This is a genomic window from Bradyrhizobium sp. S3.3.6, assembly GCF_040546905.1.
In the GTDB taxonomy this organism is placed as follows: domain Bacteria; phylum Pseudomonadota; class Alphaproteobacteria; order Rhizobiales; family Xanthobacteraceae; genus Bradyrhizobium; species Bradyrhizobium cytisi.
This window is the reverse complement of sequence record NZ_JBEPOT010000002.1, coordinates 857,686-874,689: the sequence shown is the minus strand read 5'-3', so window position 1 is coordinate 874,689 and position 17,004 is coordinate 857,686. Positions and strand designations below refer to the sequence as shown.

At 64.1% G+C, this 17,004-nt stretch carries 18 protein-coding genes; 17 read left to right on the top strand and 1 reads right to left on the bottom strand.

The window, feature by feature from the left end; genetic code table 11:
- Positions 1–36: 36 nt before the first annotated feature.
- Positions 37–1,227, bottom strand: coding sequence for a Rieske 2Fe-2S domain-containing protein (locus ABID59_RS08780; RefSeq protein WP_354083087.1), 1,191 nt, complete (start codon positions 1,225–1,227; stop codon positions 37–39).
- Between the two features lie 184 nt (positions 1,228–1,411).
- On the opposite strand from ABID59_RS08780, the gene ABID59_RS08775 reads away from it, so the two are divergent.
- From ABID59_RS08775 to nuoK, 17 genes are all read left to right on the top strand, one after another.
- Positions 1,412–1,927: a MarR family winged helix-turn-helix transcriptional regulator gene (locus ABID59_RS08775; protein WP_148753621.1), complete on the top strand. Its 516-nt coding sequence runs from the start codon at positions 1,412–1,414 to the stop codon at positions 1,925–1,927.
- 184 nt (positions 1,928–2,111) lie between these two features.
- Positions 2,112–4,361: a TonB-dependent siderophore receptor gene (locus ABID59_RS08770; RefSeq protein ID WP_354083086.1), complete on the top strand. Its 2,250-nt coding sequence runs from the start codon at positions 2,112–2,114 to the stop codon at positions 4,359–4,361.
- Positions 4,362–4,383: 22 nt separating this feature from the next.
- Positions 4,384–5,520: a PepSY-associated TM helix domain-containing protein gene (locus ABID59_RS08765; protein WP_354083085.1), complete on the top strand. Its 1,137-nt coding sequence runs from the start codon at positions 4,384–4,386 to the stop codon at positions 5,518–5,520.
- Positions 5,521–5,997: 477 nt separating this feature from the next.
- Positions 5,998–6,363, top strand: a complete 366-nt coding sequence (locus tag ABID59_RS08760) for an NADH-quinone oxidoreductase subunit A (RefSeq protein ID WP_092290902.1) — start codon at positions 5,998–6,000, stop codon at positions 6,361–6,363.
- Positions 6,360–6,941 carry a NuoB/complex I 20 kDa subunit family protein gene (locus ABID59_RS08755; protein WP_430640188.1) on the top strand — a complete coding sequence of 194 codons (582 nt, stop codon included), beginning with the start codon at positions 6,360–6,362 and terminating at the stop codon, positions 6,939–6,941. The genes ABID59_RS08760 and ABID59_RS08755 overlap by 4 nt, the downstream gene beginning before the upstream one ends.
- An 11-nt stretch (positions 6,942–6,952) precedes the next feature.
- Positions 6,953–7,567, top strand: a complete 615-nt coding sequence (locus tag ABID59_RS08750; protein WP_354032746.1) for an NADH-quinone oxidoreductase subunit C — start codon at positions 6,953–6,955, stop codon at positions 7,565–7,567.
- A 2-nt stretch (positions 7,568–7,569) separates the two neighbouring features.
- Positions 7,570–8,766: an NADH-quinone oxidoreductase subunit D gene (locus ABID59_RS08745; protein ID WP_148753627.1), complete on the top strand. Its 1,197-nt coding sequence runs from the start codon at positions 7,570–7,572 to the stop codon at positions 8,764–8,766.
- Positions 8,766–9,728 carry an FkbM family methyltransferase gene (locus ABID59_RS08740; RefSeq protein WP_187435130.1) on the top strand — a complete coding sequence of 321 codons (963 nt, stop codon included), beginning with the start codon at positions 8,766–8,768 and terminating at the stop codon, positions 9,726–9,728. The genes ABID59_RS08745 and ABID59_RS08740 overlap by 1 nt, the downstream gene beginning before the upstream one ends.
- Positions 9,729–9,738: 10 nt before the next feature.
- Positions 9,739–10,350, top strand: coding sequence for an NADH-quinone oxidoreductase subunit NuoE (gene nuoE / locus ABID59_RS08735; protein WP_148753629.1), 612 nt, complete (start codon positions 9,739–9,741; stop codon positions 10,348–10,350).
- Positions 10,350–10,553, top strand: a complete 204-nt coding sequence (locus tag ABID59_RS08730; RefSeq protein WP_354083084.1) for a hypothetical protein — start codon at positions 10,350–10,352, stop codon at positions 10,551–10,553. Before nuoE ends, ABID59_RS08730 begins: the two co-directional genes overlap by 1 nt.
- Before the next feature lie 15 nt (positions 10,554–10,568).
- Complete coding sequence (nuoF, locus tag ABID59_RS08725; protein WP_354083083.1) at positions 10,569–11,894, top strand: NADH-quinone oxidoreductase subunit NuoF; 1,326 nt, start codon at positions 10,569–10,571, stop codon at positions 11,892–11,894.
- A gap of 5 nt (positions 11,895–11,899) precedes the next feature.
- Positions 11,900–12,388 (top strand): hypothetical protein, encoded by a 489-nt coding sequence (locus ABID59_RS08720; RefSeq protein ID WP_148753632.1) that lies wholly within the window; start codon positions 11,900–11,902, stop codon positions 12,386–12,388.
- Positions 12,389–12,395: 7 nt separating this feature from the next.
- Positions 12,396–14,471, top strand: a complete 2,076-nt coding sequence (nuoG, locus tag ABID59_RS08715; protein ID WP_354083082.1) for an NADH-quinone oxidoreductase subunit NuoG — start codon at positions 12,396–12,398, stop codon at positions 14,469–14,471.
- A 4-nt stretch (positions 14,472–14,475) separates the two neighbouring features.
- On the top strand, positions 14,476–15,543 hold the full coding sequence (gene nuoH, locus ABID59_RS08710) for an NADH-quinone oxidoreductase subunit NuoH (RefSeq protein WP_148753634.1): 1,068 nt from the start codon (positions 14,476–14,478) through the stop codon (positions 15,541–15,543).
- A gap of 14 nt (positions 15,544–15,557) precedes the next feature.
- Positions 15,558–16,046: an NADH-quinone oxidoreductase subunit NuoI gene (gene nuoI, locus ABID59_RS08705; RefSeq protein WP_027529879.1), complete on the top strand. Its 489-nt coding sequence runs from the start codon at positions 15,558–15,560 to the stop codon at positions 16,044–16,046.
- A 9-nt stretch (positions 16,047–16,055) separates the two neighbouring features.
- Complete coding sequence (locus ABID59_RS08700) at positions 16,056–16,694, top strand: NADH-quinone oxidoreductase subunit J (protein ID WP_148753635.1); 639 nt, start codon at positions 16,056–16,058, stop codon at positions 16,692–16,694.
- Positions 16,691–16,999 (top strand): NADH-quinone oxidoreductase subunit NuoK, encoded by a 309-nt coding sequence (nuoK, locus tag ABID59_RS08695; protein WP_092028826.1) that lies wholly within the window; start codon positions 16,691–16,693, stop codon positions 16,997–16,999. Before ABID59_RS08700 ends, nuoK begins: the two co-directional genes overlap by 4 nt.
- The last annotated feature ends 5 nt before the right edge of the window (positions 17,000–17,004 follow it).

The window sequence follows — 17,004 nt, the reverse complement described above, 5'->3', positions numbered from 1 at the left end:
TATCTTTATGGGTCCAGCCTTACTGGAGCTGGTTGCTCAGCCTTCGCGAATGTAGTTCCCCGCTTCGAACTCGACCAGCGGCGCGCTTGCGTCGAATGAGACACCGACGGGGTCGCGGCCCGCTTCCATCGCCTCGAGCTGGTCGCCCAGCATGCGCCGGATCATCAGGATGCCGCGGTCGCTCTGGCCGAAATGCTCGTCGGAATGCACCGTCACCGGGCCCTGGCCGACCTGCGCCTCGTAATCGCCGGGGAATTGCTGGTGCTCTTGCTCCGTCATGTCCCACCAGAATTTTCCGTTGAACTTCGAGCGCATGCGGCCGATGTCGCCGGAAGTTTTGACGCGGCCGGCGACGTAGATGCGGAACGAGGTGTCGTCGATCGGCAGCGTCCAGCCGATCGATTCCACGCGGGCGAATTGCGCCACGCGCGGGTTCGGCACCACGCGCAAGGTCGGGAGGGCGGCTTCGGTGACGCGGTAAAACACACGGCCGTCGTCCTGCTTGCGGATCGAGCGCACGGCGATGCCGCGCGGTGTCTTGTCGAACTTCACCTCCGGCATCGAGGCCATCATGTTAGTGAATTGCGGCCCCGAGAACGAGCCGTGCAGCACCGGCACGTGGTAGGGATCGACCACGTTCTCGAAATGCTGCAGCCAGTTGCAGGGGATGACCGCGGGCCCACCGCCGCCGATCGAGGAATCGTCGGCCTCGACGAACTCTCCGTCGTCCATGTTTTCAAGGCACTCGTAGCGCGGCAGCACCGGGCGTTTCTCGGCCGGGCCCATATAAGCAAAGATCAACCCGTAGCGCTCCTCGACCGGGTACCAGGGCTGGCGCACCCTGTCCTTGAACTGGCCGCCGTCGGGCTCGCAGGGCTGCTCCAGGCAATGGCCCTCGGTGTCGAACTTCCAGCCGTGATAGCAGCAGCGGATGCCGTCCTCTTCGACCTTGCCGTAATAGAGCGTGGTGCCGCGATGGCAGCAGCGGGCGTGGAGGAGGCCGACGCGGCCGTGCTTGTCGCGAAACAGGATCAGATCCTCGCCGAGCGCGCGCACTTTCTTCGGCGTGTCGGTGGCGTCGCTGGTGAGCCCGACCGGATGCCAGTAGCGGCGGAGCAGTTCCCCCATCGGCGTGCCGCGCGCAACAGAGGTGAGCTCGGTGCGCGTCTGCGCCGGCTTCATCGCATAGGCCGTGCCGAGATCGCGATCCCGCTGGGTGATCGTCATGCTTGTTCCTCCCGCCGCAGGCCTTGGTGGCCGGGTCGTTTCTGGTGCGGTGACCCCAGTGAAAAATAATTCGATGACAATGTCAACGATCTTCCTGAGTGTGTCTTAATTGCATTTCGATCAGGCTGGCGAGGTTGCGCTACCAAGGCTTGGCACGTCCTGGCTTTCTTGGCAGAGGTGGACCATGAGCCAGACATCGAGCAGGGACGGGCGCGCATCGTCCGATACGGACGACAATCACTCGCCGGCGCCGATCACCGTGATGCTGTCGTCACGGCTGATGGTGCTGGCCAACCTGCTCAAGCGCGGTGCGATCCTGCGCTACAAGCGCCTGGCCGGATTGTCCTCGGTCGAGTTCGGTCTGGTCGCCTCGCTCGGCCGGCGGCCGCCGATGAGCGTGGCGCGGCTCGCCGAGGCCGTCGGTCAGGACAAGGGCCAGATCAGCCGTGCGCTGGCTGAACTGGTCTCGCGCAAGCTGATCGCGAAGTCCGAGAATCCCAAAGACAGCCGCGAGGTGCTGGTGTCGCTGACGCCGGCCGGGCTCGCCGCGCATGACGCGATCGTCCAAGGCGCACAGGAACGCAACCGGATGCTGCTCGCGCAATTGAGCAATGACGAGTTGGAGACGTTGCTTGCGCAAATCGATCGTCTCACCGCGACGGCGGAAGCGATGCTCGAAGCCGAGAAGGTTTCGCGCTGATCGCGCAGCAATCTCCGGAAATATTCGAGTGCTTCTAAGAGACTCTCTAAGAGTCGTTCTAAGAGCCTTTCAATTAGCGATATCGCGCGCGCTCCCCTAAGCGTCACCCAATCGCATGCCGTCCCGGGACAGGCGGCATGACGCATCAGATGCACATTGGGGTGGCGCGTTGAACAGTCTTGGAATGCTGCGGTTGGCCGTGTTGGCGACCGCGTCCGCTTTGGTTTTGATGCCGCAGGTATCGCTTGCACAATCGCCGGCGCAGAGTGGCGCGCAGAGCCTGCCGCCGGTAAACGTGGCTGCACCGGAGCAGCGCCGCCGCGCGGGCGTCCGCGCACCGCGCCGGACCCAAGGCCCGGTGCAGACGGCCGACAGCCGGAAACCGCAGCCACAGCGCAACGTCGGAATCGTCGAGACGCCACGTGGACCGGTGCAAGGTTACGTCGCTCATCGCAGCTCGTCCGGCACCAAGACCAACACGCCGATCATGGAGACGCCGCAGTCGGTCTCGGTGATCGGCGCCGAGCAGATCCGCGACCAGAAGCCGAACAAGCTCGATGAAGTGCTGCGCTACACCGCCGGCGTGCGCGCCGGCACCTTTGGCGCTGACACCCGCAACGACTGGTGGCTGATCCGCGGCTTCAAGTCCGACGACGTCGGGCTGTTCCTCGACGGCATGCAGCTGTTCTACACGTCCTATGCAAGCTGGAAGCTGCAGCCGCCGAACATGGAGCGCGTCGAGGTGCTGCGCGGTCCGTCGGCCGTGCTCTATGGCGGATCGAGCCCGAGCGGCATCGTCAACGTCATCAGCAAGATGCCGCCGGCCGAGCCGGTTCGCTACATCGAGACCGGCGTCAACAATTTCGGCAACGCCTATGTCGGCTTCGATGTCGGTGGTCCCGTCGCGATGCAGTCCCATGACGGCAAGCTGTTCTACCGCGTCGTCGGCCAGGTCCAGAACGGCAACACGCAGGTCAACTTCACGCCCGACAACAACTACTTCATCGCGCCGTCCTTCACCTGGAAGCCGGATGCCGACACCACCTTCACGGTGCTGGCCTCGGCCTCGAAGCAGGACACCCGCGGCATCAACTTCCTGCCCTACCAGGGCACGGTGACCAACGCGCCGTTCGGCAAGATTCCGACCAGCTTCTTCGTCGGTGATCCGAACGTCGACAAGTTCACGCGCGAGCAGGAGATGCTCGGCTACCAGTTCGAGCGCAATCTCACCGACGACCTCACGTTCCGGCAGAACGCGCGGTTCGCGCATATCGACCTGACCTATCGCGGCTTCGTCGGCAATGGCTGGGACAATATCAACACGGCCACAATGGCCCGTTACAATTGGTATGCGAAGAACACCGCCAACCAGGCCGATCTCGACAATCAGCTCGAGTACCGCTTCAACACCGGCCCGGTGAAGCACACGATGCTGTTCGGGGTCGATCTGAAGGGCTATCAGATCGACGACTACCAGGCGTTTAACTTCGGCACGGTGCCGTCCATCAACGTCTTCAGTCCCGCCTATGGCCTGGACATTCCGCTCACCGGCGCGCCGTTCCGCAACTTCCTGCTCACACAGAAGCAGGCCGGCACCTACGTTCAGGACCAGATGAAGCTCGGCAATTTCACGCTGGTGCTGAGCGGCCGCAATGACTGGGTCGAGACGACGCAGGCCGCCCGCGACACCGGCGCAAACATTGCCCAACGCGACGACAGCAGGTTCAGCGGGCGCGCCGGGCTGATCTACAATTTCGACAACGGCATCGCGCCCTACGTCTCCTATTCGACGAGCTACAATCCGATCATCGGGCTCAACGCGCAGAACCAGCTGTTTCTGCCGGAGACCGCGAAGCAGGCCGAGATCGGCGTGAAGGTCGCGCCCAAGGGATTTGACGGCTATTTCACCGCGTCGCTGTTCGACCTGAAGCGCCAGAATGTAGCGACCACCGATCCGTCGAATGTCCTGCTGCAAAACCAGACCGGTGAGGTGACGTCGCGCGGCATCGAGCTCGAAGCGGTGGCCAACGCCACCAAGGAACTGAAGTTCATCGGCGCGTTCACCGCCTATCATCTCTTCACCAGCAAGGACCTCGATCCGACCCTGATCGGCAAGACGCCGACCAACACGCCGGAGATGCTGATCTCGGGCTGGGCGGACTACACCTTCAAGGACGGGCCGCTCGAGGGATTTGGTTTCGGCGGCGGCGTGCGTTATGTCGGCGCGTCCTGGGCCGACACCGCCAACACTCTGGAAGTTCCCGCGGTGGTGCTTGGAGATCTCGCGGTCCATTACGAATGGCAGAACTGGCGTACGGCCATCAACGTGGTCAACCTGACCGACAAGATTTATGTCGCCAGCTGCGCGTCGGCATCGTCCTGCTTCTACGGCGACCGCCGCCGCATCACCGCGAGCCTCGCCTACAAATGGTGAGCGCAGGCGAGGGGAGGGCATCGTGAAGGCGCGCACGGTCCGGCTCTGGTCCATGGTCCACACCTGGACCAGCCTGATCTCGACCCTGTTCCTGCTTTTGCTCTGCCTGACCGGCCTGCCGCTGATCTTCCATCACGAGATCGATGAGCTCCTGGGCTACGCCCCCCGGCCCGAAGCTCATGCGAGCGCGGCGCGCGCGACGCCCCAAGTCGTCGCCGGCGCCGCGCTCGCCGCCGATCCCGGCCGCGTCCTGCAATATGTTTCCTGGGACAAGGACGAGCCCGGGATCGTAACGGCCTTCACCAACAGCGCGCCCGATGGTGCGCCTGACAACGCGACCGTGCGTGCCTTCGACGCGGTCTCGACCAAGCTGCTCGGGCCGGTCGGCGTCGGGCCGATGCTGATCGTGCTCAAGCTGCACACCGACATGTTCGCCGGCCAGGCCGGAAAGTTGTTCCTCGGCGCGATGGGGCTGCTGTTCGCTGTGGCGATTGTCTCCGGCGTGGTGCTGTACTGGCCGTTCACCCGCCGCCTGCGCTTTGCCACCATCCGTGACAGCGCCGCGCGCCGCGTCCGCTGGCTCGACTGGCACAATCTGATCGGCGTGGTGACGGTGGCCTGGGCGCTGGTCGTGGGCTTGACCGGCGTCGTCAACACCTGGGCCGAGCTGATGCTCAACCAGTGGAAGGCGACCGAGCTCGCCAGCATGGTCGCGCCCTATGCCGGCAAGCCGCCGCCGGTACGTCTCGCCTCGCTCGATGATGTCGTCGTGCGCGCCAGGCAGGCGGCGCCCGGCATGGAGGTCGCCTTCATCGCGTTCCCGGGCACGCCGTTCACGTCCTCGCACCATTTCGCCGCTTTTATGCGCGGCGACACGGCGCTGACGGCGCGGCTGCTCAAGCCGGTGCTGCTCGACGGCGAAACCGGGGAGGTCGCGGATATCAGGGCGCTGCCACTTTACCTTCAGGCGCTGCTGATCTCCCAGCCGCTGCATTTCGGCGATTATGGCGGGATGCCGCTCAAGGTGATATGGGCCGCGCTCGACGCGCTCACCATCGTTGTGATCGGCAGCGGCCTCTATCTCTGGGTGGCACGGCGGCGCAACCGTGCCCCTGCCAAAGCCGAAACATTCGCCAGACGAGCCCGGGTCCCGTCGTGATGCATGGCTTCTCTGACCGCGCGCGCCTGTGGACACGTGTCTTTGCTGCACCTGGCCTGCTCGCGGCCGCGACCATCACCGGTCTCCTGGCTGCATTGCTGTGGGGAACGGTCGGCCAGTATGTCGCCTGGGTGACAGTCGGAGCGCCGGTCGCGGTCGTTGCCTGGGTTTGGGTGCGCCGGCGGCCCCAAAAAACCGGGCCATTTTCGCCGACGATGCGCGGCAAATAGCCGGCGCCGCCTGTGCGCCGCAATCTTAGAACGGCTGCCCTGCAAAACCGTGGCCGCCCTTGCTGGGTTTGCCGATCTGCTCCATACCAGCGTGGGGTGATTCCGGGATTTCTACCGTGCCGGGGGGCGGCAAAGGGCCTGAAAAGAGCGTGTCTTGCGCCCATTGGTGCACTGCGCTAAGGCTCAGAACAATTCCAAATCGGACGAATCCGTGGCTGTCCCGAGGCTGCGGGAAAAAGGGCTCGCCATGAGCGGCATTCTACAGAACTATCTTCCACTCGTCGTCTTTATAGGGGTAGCTGCTATCATCGGCCTGGTGCTGCTGATCGCGCCCTTCATCGTGGCGTTCCAGCAGCCGGACCCGGAAAAGCTGTCGGCGTATGAGTGCGGTTTCAACGCGTTCGACGACGCCCGCATGAAATTCGACGTCCGCTTCTATCTGGTCGCGATCCTCTTCATCATCTTCGACCTCGAGGTGGCGTTTCTGTTTCCCTGGGCGGTGGCGTTCGGCAAGCTTGGTGCGACCGGCTTCTGGTCCATGCTGGTGTTCCTCGCCGTGCTGACGGTCGGCTTCGCCTATGAATGGAAGAAAGGCGCACTCGAATGGGATTGAACCCTGCACCATCAGCTGGCCCGATCGTGACGCCGGCCCCCAAGGGCATCCTGGATCCGTCGACCGGCAAGCCGGTCGGGGCCAATGATCCGTTCTTCCTCGAGGTCAATCACGAGCTGTCCGACAAAGGCTTCTTCGTGGCCGCGACCGACGACCTCATCACCTGGGCCCGTACCGGCTCGCTGATGTGGATGACCTTCGGTCTCGCCTGCTGCGCGGTCGAGATGATGCAGGTGTCGATGCCGCGCTACGACGTCGAGCGTTTCGGCTTCGCCCCGCGTGCCTCGCCGCGCCAGTCCGACGTGATGATCGTCGCCGGCACGCTGACCAACAAGATGGCGCCGGCGCTGCGCAAGGTCTACGACCAGATGCCCGAGCCGCGCTACGTCATCTCGATGGGCTCCTGCGCCAATGGCGGCGGCTATTATCACTATTCCTACTCGGTCGTGCGCGGCTGCGACCGCATCGTGCCGATCGACATCTACGTGCCGGGCTGCCCGCCCACGGCGGAAGCGCTGCTCTACGGCGTGTTGCTGCTGCAGAAGAAGATCCGCCGCACCGGCACCATCGAACGCTAAGGTTTTACGTCATGGACGACGCCAAGCTCGACGCCCTGGGGCAGACGATCGTGAGCGCGCTTCCGGGCGCCGCCCTCGGTCACTCTGTCGCCTTCAACCAGCTCACGGTTGATGTCGAGGCCAGCAAGATCGTCGAGGTGGTCACGTACCTCCGCGACGATCCGAACTGCCGTTTCGTCAACTTCACCGACATCACGGCGGTGGACTATCCGGATCGCGAGAAGCGTTTCGACGTGATTTATCACTTCCTGTCACCGACCCTGAACGCCCGCATCCGCCTCAAGGCCCAGGCCGACGAGACCACGCAGGTGCCGTCGCTGATCGAGGTGTTCCCCGGTGCCGACTGGTTCGAGCGCGAGGCCTATGACCTCTACGGCGTGTTCTTCGTCGGCCATCCTGACATGCGCCGGCTGCTTACCGATTACGGTTTCGAGGGCCATCCGCTGCGCAAGGATTTCCCGCTGACCGGCTTCCTCGAGGTCCGCTACGACGACCAGGAGAAGCGCGTGGTGTACGAGCCGGTGCGCCTCAACCAGGAATTCCGCAAGTTCGACTTTTTGTCGCCGTGGGAAGGGGGCGACTATCCGGTCCTTCCGGGGGATGAGAAGGCGGGGCCGAAGAGCTGATCATGAACGAGCAACCAGAAGTCCTTCGCAACTTCACCATTAATTTTGGTCCGCAGCATCCGGCGGCGCACGGCGTGTTGCGTCTGGTGCTGGAGCTCGACGGCGAAGTCGTCGCCCGCGTCGATCCCCATATCGGCCTGCTTCACCGCGGCACCGAAAAGCTGATCGAGCAGAAGACCTATCTCCAGGCGATCCCGTATTTCGACCGGCTCGATTACGTCGCGCCGATGAACCAGGAGCACGCCTTCTGCATGGCGGCCGAAAAGCTGCTCGGCATCGAGGTGCCGCGCCGCGGCCAGCTAATTCGAGTGCTCTATTGCGAGATCGGCCGCATCCTGTCGCATCTGCTCAACGTCACTACGCAGGCGATGGACGTCGGCGCGCTGACCCCGCCGCTGTGGGGCTTTGAAGAGCGCGAGAAGCTGATGGTGTTCTACGAGCGCGCCTCGGGCAGCCGTATGCACGCAGCCTTCTTCCGCGTCGGCGGCGTGCATCAGGACCTGCCCCAGAAGCTGGTCGACGATATCGAGGCCTGGTGCGATCCGTTCCTGAAAGTGGTCGAGGACCTCGACCGCCTGCTCACCGCCAACCGCATCTTCAAGCAGCGCAACGTCGACATCGGCGTGGTGTCGCTGAAGGAAGCCTGGGAGTGGGGCTTTTCGGGCGTCATGGTGCGCGGCTCGGGCGCGGCCTGGGACCTGCGCAAGTCGCAGCCCTATGAGTGCTATGCCGAGATGGATTTCGACATTCCGATCGGCAAAAACGGCGACTGCTACGACCGCTATCTGATCCGCATGGAAGAGATGCGCCAGTCGGTGCGCATCATGAAGCAGTGCATCCAGAAGCTGAATGCAGCCGACGGGCAGGGCCCCGTCGTCGTCGAAGACAACAAGGTCGCGCCGCCGCGCCGTGGCGAGATGAAGCGCTCGATGGAAGCGCTGATCCACCACTTCAAGCTCTACACCGAAGGCGTTCGCGTGCCGGAAGGCGAAGTCTACGCCGCGGTCGAGGCGCCCAAGGGCGAGTTCGGCGTCTATCTGGTCTCCGACGGTAGCAACAAGCCCTACAAGTGCAAGATCCGCGCACCGGGCTTTGCGCATCTGCAAGCGATGGATCACATCTGCCGCGGCCATCTGCTCGCCGACGTCTCGGCCATTCTCGGTTCGCTCGACATCGTGTTCGGAGAGGTCGATCGGTGATGGCGCAGGCGCCAATCCAGTATGACCGTGCCTCTGGGGCCCTTGAAGGGGCCAACCTGTGGGAGCGGACGGCTGCCTTGGCGCTGGTGACGGGATCGAAGATCTCGTCGCACTTCTCCCATATGGGCTACATCGCCTGCGCCAATCTGCTGCGGAAAACGCTGCCCGAGCGCAACATCGCGATCAAGCTCAACCCGGACGCCGTGTTCGAGTTCCCTTACGGCGACGGCTACTGGAGCAAGCTGCTCAACCGCTCCTATTGCTACGAGGACGAGCTGGAGCTGTTGTTCGCCGACTCCATCGACGTCGACTACACGCTGCTCGATTGCGGCGCCAATTACGGCTACTGGTCGGTTCTGGTCTCGAGCAAGCCGTTCGGCTCGCACAAGGCGATCGCGATCGAGCCGTCGGGCCAGAACTACCCGAAGCTCGCGAATAACGCCCGCATCAACGGCAATCGCTTCGAGACCATGAAATGCGCGATCGGCGCGACACGCGGCACCGCGCGGCTGTCGGGCACCAAGCACGAGGCCTTCAGCATCGCCGGCGCTCCCTCGGATGGCGGCGAGGACGTGCCCGTTCTCGCGCTCGACAATCTCATCGACGACGGCAAGGTCGCAGCCAGCGGCAAATATCTGATCAAGCTCGACGTCGAGGGCGTCGAGATCGAGGCGATCAGGGGCGGCGCGCGGCTGCTCCAGACCGACAGCGTCATCATGTGCGAGGAGCACGGCAGCGACCGCTCTCATGCGGTGTCGCGCTACATCCTCGAGCAGACCCCGCTGAAGCTGATCGTGCTCGATCCGCGCACCAACCGGCTTGAGACCGTGAGCGATCTGTCGATCCTCGACCGCATCAAGGTCTCGACCCACGTCGGCTACAACGTTTTCGGCACCGCAAGCGCATTCTGGCAGGACAGGATCAATGTCCTGAATGCGAAACCCGCGCGCCGCATGCAGTGAGAGATAAGAGATGTCCGTTCGCCGATTAGCACCGAAGGAAGTCCAGCCCGCGAGCTTTGCGTTCACGGACGAGAACCTTGCCTTCGCCAAGCAGCAGATCGCGAAATATCCGGCCGGCCGGCAAGCCTCCGCCGTCATCGCCATCCTCTGGCGCGTCCAGGAGCAGCATGAGGGCTGGGTCTCGGAAGCCGCGATCCGCGCCGTCGCCGATCTGCTCGACATGCCCTATATCCGCGTGCTCGAGGTCGCGACCTTCTACACGATGTTCCAGCTCGCTCCGGTCGGCAAGAAGGCCCACGTCCAGGTCTGCGGCACCACGCCGTGCCGCCTGCGCGGCGCCGAAGACCTGATCCACGTCTGCGAGAGCCGGATCCATCACGATCCCTTCCATCTCTCCAAGGACGGCAATTTCAGCTGGGAAGAGGTCGAGTGCCTGGGCGCCTGCGTGAATGCGCCGATGGTGCTGATCGGCAAAGACACCTATGAGGACCTGACCAAGGAAACCTTCGGCAAGGTGCTCGACGGCTTCGCCTCGGGCAATCCGCCGAAGCCCGGTCCGCAGAACGGCCGCCAGTTCTCCGCGCCGGCGGGTGGGCCGACCACGCTGAAGGAGACCACCTGATGGATCTTCCGTCTCAGGCGAACCGGGGGAGCGAAGCCGTGAAGAAATGGGGCTTCGTTGCCATGCACTCCGCGCTCGCGGCCACCTTCATGTTCCTGCTGCAGCGCTTCGTGATGAACGCGACGCAGGAAACCAGTCTGCTCTGGGCGCTGACCTTCGCCGTCTGCGCCGCCGGGCTTGCCTACAAGCAGGCCAATCGTTGATCGGAAAGCACTGATATGCTCGAGGACAAGGACCGCATCTTCAAGAACCTCTACGGCCTCCACGATTGGGGGCTCGAAGGTGCGCGGCGCCGCGGCGCCTGGGATGGCACGAAGAATATCATCGACAAGGGCCGCGACTGGATCATCAACGAGATGAAGGCGTCGGGCCTGCGCGGCCGCGGCGGCGCCGGCTTCCCGACCGGTCTGAAGTGGTCCTTCATGCCGAAGGAATCGACCGACGGTCGTCCGAGCTACCTCGTCGTCAACGCCGACGAGTCCGAGCCCGGCACCTGCAAGGATCGCGAGATCATGCGGCACGATCCGCATCTGCTGGTCGAGGGCTGCCTGATCGCGAGCTGCGCGATGAACGCGCACGCCTGCTACATCTATGTCCGCGGCGAGTTCATCCGTGAGCGCGAGCACCTTCAGGCCGCGATCGACCAGGCCTATGAGGCAAAGCTGGTCGGCAAGGACAACATCAACGGCTGGCCGTTCGACATCTATGTCGCGCACGGCGCCGGTGCTTACATCTGCGGCGAAGAGACCGCACTGCTCGAAAGCCTCGAGGGCAAGAAGGGCCAGCCGCGCCTGAAGCCGCCGTTCCCGGCCAATGTCGGCCTGTTCGGCTGCCCGACCACCGTCAACAACGTCGAATCGATCGCTGTCGCGCCCGACATCCTGCGCCGTGGCGCCGCCTGGTTCGCCGGCATCGGCCGTCCGAACAATGTCGGCACCAAGCTGTTCTGCATCTCCGGTCATGTCGAGCGGCCCTGCAACGTCGAAGAGGCCATGGGGATTCCGTTCCGTGAGCTGATCGACAAGCACTGCGGCGGCATTCGCGGCGGCTGGGACAACCTCAAGGCCGTGATCCCCGGCGGCTCGTCGGTGCGCATGGTGCCGGCGGAGCAGATCATCGACACGCCGATGGATTTCGATTCCTTAAGCAAGCTGCGCTCGGGCCTCGGCACCGCGGCCGTGATCGTGATGGACAAGTCGACTGACTTGATCCGCGCCATTGCCCGCATCTCCTATTTCTACAAGCACGAGAGCTGCGGCCAGTGCACGCCGTGCCGCGAGGGCACCGGCTGGATGTGGCGCGTGCTCACCCGCATGGCCGATGGCCGCGCCCACAAGCGCGAGATCGACATGCTGCTCGAGGTGACAAAACAGGTCGAAGGCCACACCATCTGCGCGCTTGGCGACGCAGCCGCCTGGCCGATCCAGGGCCTGATCGCGCATTTCCGTCATGAGATCGAAGCGCGCATCGACCAGTATTCGCACAAGGCCGACATCGACGATGCCGGCGTCCGCGATCCCGAGAACATGGTCGCGGCGGAGTAATATCGATGTCGCAACCGAGCTCCTGGTGGCAGAGATACGGAACGCTGGCGCAGATGGCGCAGGCGAGCGTCGCGCTGCTCGGCTTCGTTGCGATCCTGTTCCAGATCAACGAGATCCGCACCGGCAACCGCGCCGCCAGCGCGCGTCAGGCTTTTCTTGGTTACACCGACCTGGCGTTCAAGAATCCGAAGTTTGCGCAACCGGACTACGAGAAAATCAAGGCCAGCGACCGCGACGAGCAGGTTCAGTACGAGAGCTTCGTCACTTACTTGCTTTACGCCTGCGAGGAAGCGATCAGCGCGTTCTCCGGAAAGGGCGAGTGGCTGGCGTCCTGCGACTATGACCTGAAGCCGCATCTGCCGTTCCTGTGCGAGAAGAGCGCCGCGCAGCCGGCCTATCTGGCCACCTACGGCACCGAGACCCAGCAATGGATCAAGGCCTCGCTGAAGGCGGCCAGCATTACACCGCCAGATTGCAAGCTGGGAAAGACTTGAGACCGCAATGACCAAACTCATCATCGACGGCAAAGAGATCGATGTCCCCGCCGAGTACACGCTGCTTCAGGCGTGCGAGGCGGCCGGCGCCGAGATTCCACGCTTCTGCTATCACGAGCGGCTGTCGATCGCCGGCAATTGCCGGATGTGCCTCGTCGAGGTGAAGGGCGGCCCGAAGCCGGTCGCAAGCTGCGCCTGGGGCGTGCGCGACTGCCGTCCGGGTCCGAAGGGCGAGCCGCCGGAAATCTCGACGCGTTCGCCGATGGTGAAGAAGGCACGCGAAGGCGTGATGGAGTTCCTTCTGATCAACCATCCGCTGGATTGCCCGATCTGCGACCAGGGCGGCGAGTGCGATCTGCAGGACCAGGCGATGGGCTATGGTGTCGACACCAGCCGCTTCGCCGAGAACAAGCGCGCGGTCGAGGACAAATATCTCGGCGCGCTGGTCAAGACCTCGATGAACCGCTGCATCCAGTGCACGCGCTGCGTCCGCTTCTCGGCGGAAGTCGCAGGCGCCCCAGAGATGGGAGCGACGGGGCGCGGCGAGGACATGGAGATCACGACCTATCTCGAGCACGCGCTGACGTCGGAATTGCAGGGCAATCTCGTCGACATCTGCCCGGTCGGCGCGCTGACCTCGAAACCCTATGCCTTCGCGGCGCGTCCGTGGGAGCTCGGCAAGACCCAGTCGATCGACGTCATGGACGGCGTCGGTTCCGCGATCCGCGTCGATACCCGCGGCCGTGAGGTGATGCGCGTGCTGCCGCGCATCAATGAGGCGGTGAACGAGGAGTGGATCTCGGACAAGACCCGCCACGTCATCGACGGCCTGCGCACCCAGCGCCTCGACCGGCCCTATATCCGCGAGGCCGGCAAGCTGCGTGCGGCGAGCTGGCCCGAGGCCTTCGCGGCGATCGCCGCCAAGGCGGCGCGTACCGACGGCAAGCGCATCGGCGCGATCGCTGGCGACCTCGCCGGCGTCGAAGAGATGTTCGCGATGAAGGATCTGCTTGCTAAATTCGGCTCGGCCAATCTGGCGGTGCAGGGCGGCGACGCCTTCGATCCCGCACTCGGCCGCGGCTCCTACATCTTCAATCCGACGCTCGCGGGCGTCGAGCAGGCGGATGCGCTGCTCATCATCGGCGCCAATCCACGCAAGGAAGCGGCCGTGTTCAACGCCCGCATCCGCAAGCGCTGGCGTGCCGGCGGCTTCAAGGTCGGCGTGATCGGCGCCAAGGCCGATCTCACTTACGACTACGACCATCTCGGCGCGGGCACCGAGACGCTCGGCGAGCTCGCGGCGGGCAAGCACTCCTTCATGGACGTGCTGAAGAACGCCAAAAACCCGATCATCCTGGTCGGCGCGGGCGCAGCCTCGCGTCACGACGGCGCCGCCATTCTGGCCGCTAGCGCCAAGCTCGCGCTCGACGTAGGTGCGGTGAAGGACGGCTGGAACGGTTTTGGCGTGCTGCACGAGACCGCCTCGCGCGTCGGTGCGCTCGACATCGGCTTTGTCGCAGGTCCCGGCGGGCTGAACGCCGCGCAGATGACGACCTTCGGCACGCTCGACCTGCTGTTCCTGCTCGGCGCCGACGAGATCAAGGCGCCGGACGGCACCTTTGTGGTCTACATCGGCACCCATGGCGACCGCGGCGCGCACCGCGCCGACGTGATCCTGCCGGCGGCCGCCTACACCGAGAAGTCAGCGATCTATGTCAATACCGAAGGCCGCGTGCAGATGACCGGCCGCGCCGCGTTCCCGCCGGGTGAAGCCCGCGAGGACTGGGCGATCGTCCGCGCGCTCTCGGAAGCGCTCGGCAAGAAGCTCGGCTACGACTCGCTTGCTGCGCTGCGCCAGGCGCTCTTCAAGGCCGTGCCGCATCTGATCCGTCTCGATCAGATCGAAGCGGGTGCAGCCGACCAGATCAAAAAGCTGGCGGGGAAGGGCGGCTCGACGGAGAAGGCGCCATTCAAGGCTGTCGTCGAGGACTTCTATTTGACCAACCCGATCGCGCGTGCGTCCGCCGTGATGGCGGAATGCTCGCGGCTTGCCTCCGGGCAGATGCTGACCGCAGCGGAGTGAGCCGATGGAATTTTTCGCAAGCGCATTCTGGACCGGCTTCCTCTGGCCGCTGATCATCATGATCGCGGAGAGCGTGCTGGTGCTCGTCGTTCTCTTGGTCGCGATCGCCTACATCCTGCTCGCCGATCGCAAGATCTGGGCGGCGGTGCAGATCCGCCGCGGCCCGAACGTGGTCGGGCCCTGGGGCCTGTTCCAGTCCTTCGCCGACCTGCTGAAGTTCGTGCTCAAGGAGCCGATCATTCCGTCTGGTGCCAACAAGGGCGTTTTCCTGCTGGCGCCGCTGGTGTCCTGCGTGCTCGCGCTCGCGGCCTGGGCGGTAATTCCGACCAATCTCGGCTGGGTGATCTCCGACATCAATGTCGGCGTCCTCTTCATCTTCGCGATCTCGTCGCTGTCGATCTACGGCATCATCATGGCCGGCTGGTCGTCGAATTCGAAATATCCGTTCCTGGCCGCGCTGCGCTCGGCCGCGCAGATGGTGTCCTATGAGGTCTCGATCGGCTTCGTCATCATCACGGTGCTGCTCTGCGCCGGTACGCTGAACCTCTCGGCCGTGGTCGAGGCCCAGCATGCGCGGGGCCTCGCCAGCCTGATCGGGCTGCCGCAGCTCACCGTCCTGAACTGGTACGTCTGGCCGCTGTTCCCGATGTTCGTGGTGTTTTACGTCTCGGCGCTGGCGGAAACCAACCGTCCGCCCTTCGACCTGGTCGAAGCGGAGTCCGAGCTCGTCGCCGGCTTCATGGTCGAATATGGCTCGACGCCGTATCTCTTGTTCATGCTCGGCGAGTATGTCGCGATCGTCACGATGTGCGCGCTGGCGACGATCCTGTTCCTCGGAGGCTGGCTGCCGCCGGTGGATCTGCCGCCCTTCAACTGGGTGCCGGGGATCATCTGGTTCTCGATCAAAGTGTTCTTCATGTTCTTCCTGTTCGCGATGGCAAAGGCGATCGTGCCGCGCTACCGCTACGACCAACTGATGCGCCTCGGCTGGAAGGTGTTCCTGCCGCTGTCGCTGGCGATGGTGGTCGTGGTGGCCGGCGTGCTGCAATTCGCCGGCATCGCGCCGAAGTGAGGGCTGTCATGGGTATCAACATCAACGCCACTGCACGCTCGCTTCTGCTGTCGGAATTCGTCTCGGCGTTCTTCCTCGCCATGCGCTATTTCTTCCAGCCGAAGCCGACGCTGAACTATCCGTTCGAGAAGGGCCCGATCTCGCCGCGCTTCCGCGGCGAGCACGCGCTGCGCCGCTATCCCAACGGCGAGGAGCGCTGCATCGCCTGCAAGCTGTGCGAAGCGATCTGCCCGGCGCAGGCCATCACCATCGAGGCCGGACCGCGCCGCAACGACGGCACCCGCCGCACCGTGCGCTACGACATCGACATGGTGAAGTGCATCTATTGCGGCCTCTGCCAGGAGGCCTGCCCGGTCGACGCCATCGTCGAAGGTCCGAACTTCGAGTTCGCGACCGAGACCCGCGAGGAACTGTTCTATGACAAGGCCAAGCTGCTCGCCAACGGCGACCGCTGGGAACGCGAGATCGCAAAAGCGATCGAGCTCGACGCGCCGTACCGGTGAGATGAGAGCATGATCCTTCCCGCGCTGTTCTTCTATCTCTTCGCCGGCGTCTGCGTCGCCTCGGCGGTGATGGTGATTGTGTCGCGCAATCCCGTCCACTCCGTGCTGTACCTGATCCTGGCCTTCGTCAACGCCTCCGGCCTGTTCGTGCTGCTGGGCGCCGAATTCCTCGCAATGATCCTGATCGTCGTCTATGTCGGCGCCGTCGCGGTGCTGTTCCTGTTCGTGATCATGATGCTCGATGTCGACTTCCTCGAGCTGCGCGAGGGCTTCATCCAGTACCTGCCGGTCGGAGTCGTGATCGGCGGCATCTTCCTGTTCGAGCTGCTCCTGACCGTCGGCGCCTGGGTCATCAATCCGACCGTGAGCAAGACCATCACGTCGCCGATCCCGACCAACGTCTCGAACACCGAGGCGCTGGGCCTCGTGCTCTATACGAAGTACGTCCACTACTTCCAGCTCTCGGGCATGGTGCTGCTGGTCGCCATGATCGGCGCCATCGTGCTGACGCTGCGCCACAAGGCGAACGTGAAGCGGCAGGACATCAATGTTCAGAACGCACGCACGCCCGAAATGGCGATGGCGATGCGCAAGGTGGTACCGGGGCAGGGGCTCCAGGACAGCGACGCGGCGGAGTGGGTGAAATGACGGTCGGGCTCGGGCACTATCTGGCGGTCGGCGCCATCCTGTTCACCCTTGGAATCCTCGGCATCTTCCTGAACCGCAAGAACATCATCGTCATCCTGATGTCGATCGAGCTGATCCTGCTCTCGGTCAACATCAACCTGGTGGCATTCTCGACCTTCCTCGGCGACATCGTCGGCCAGGTCTTCGCGCTGCTGGTCTTGACCGTTGCGGCTGCCGAAGCCGCGATCGGTCTCGCCATCCTGGTGGTCTATTTCCGCAACCGCGGCTCGATCGCGGTTGAGGACGTCAATCTGATGAAGGGTTAACCCGG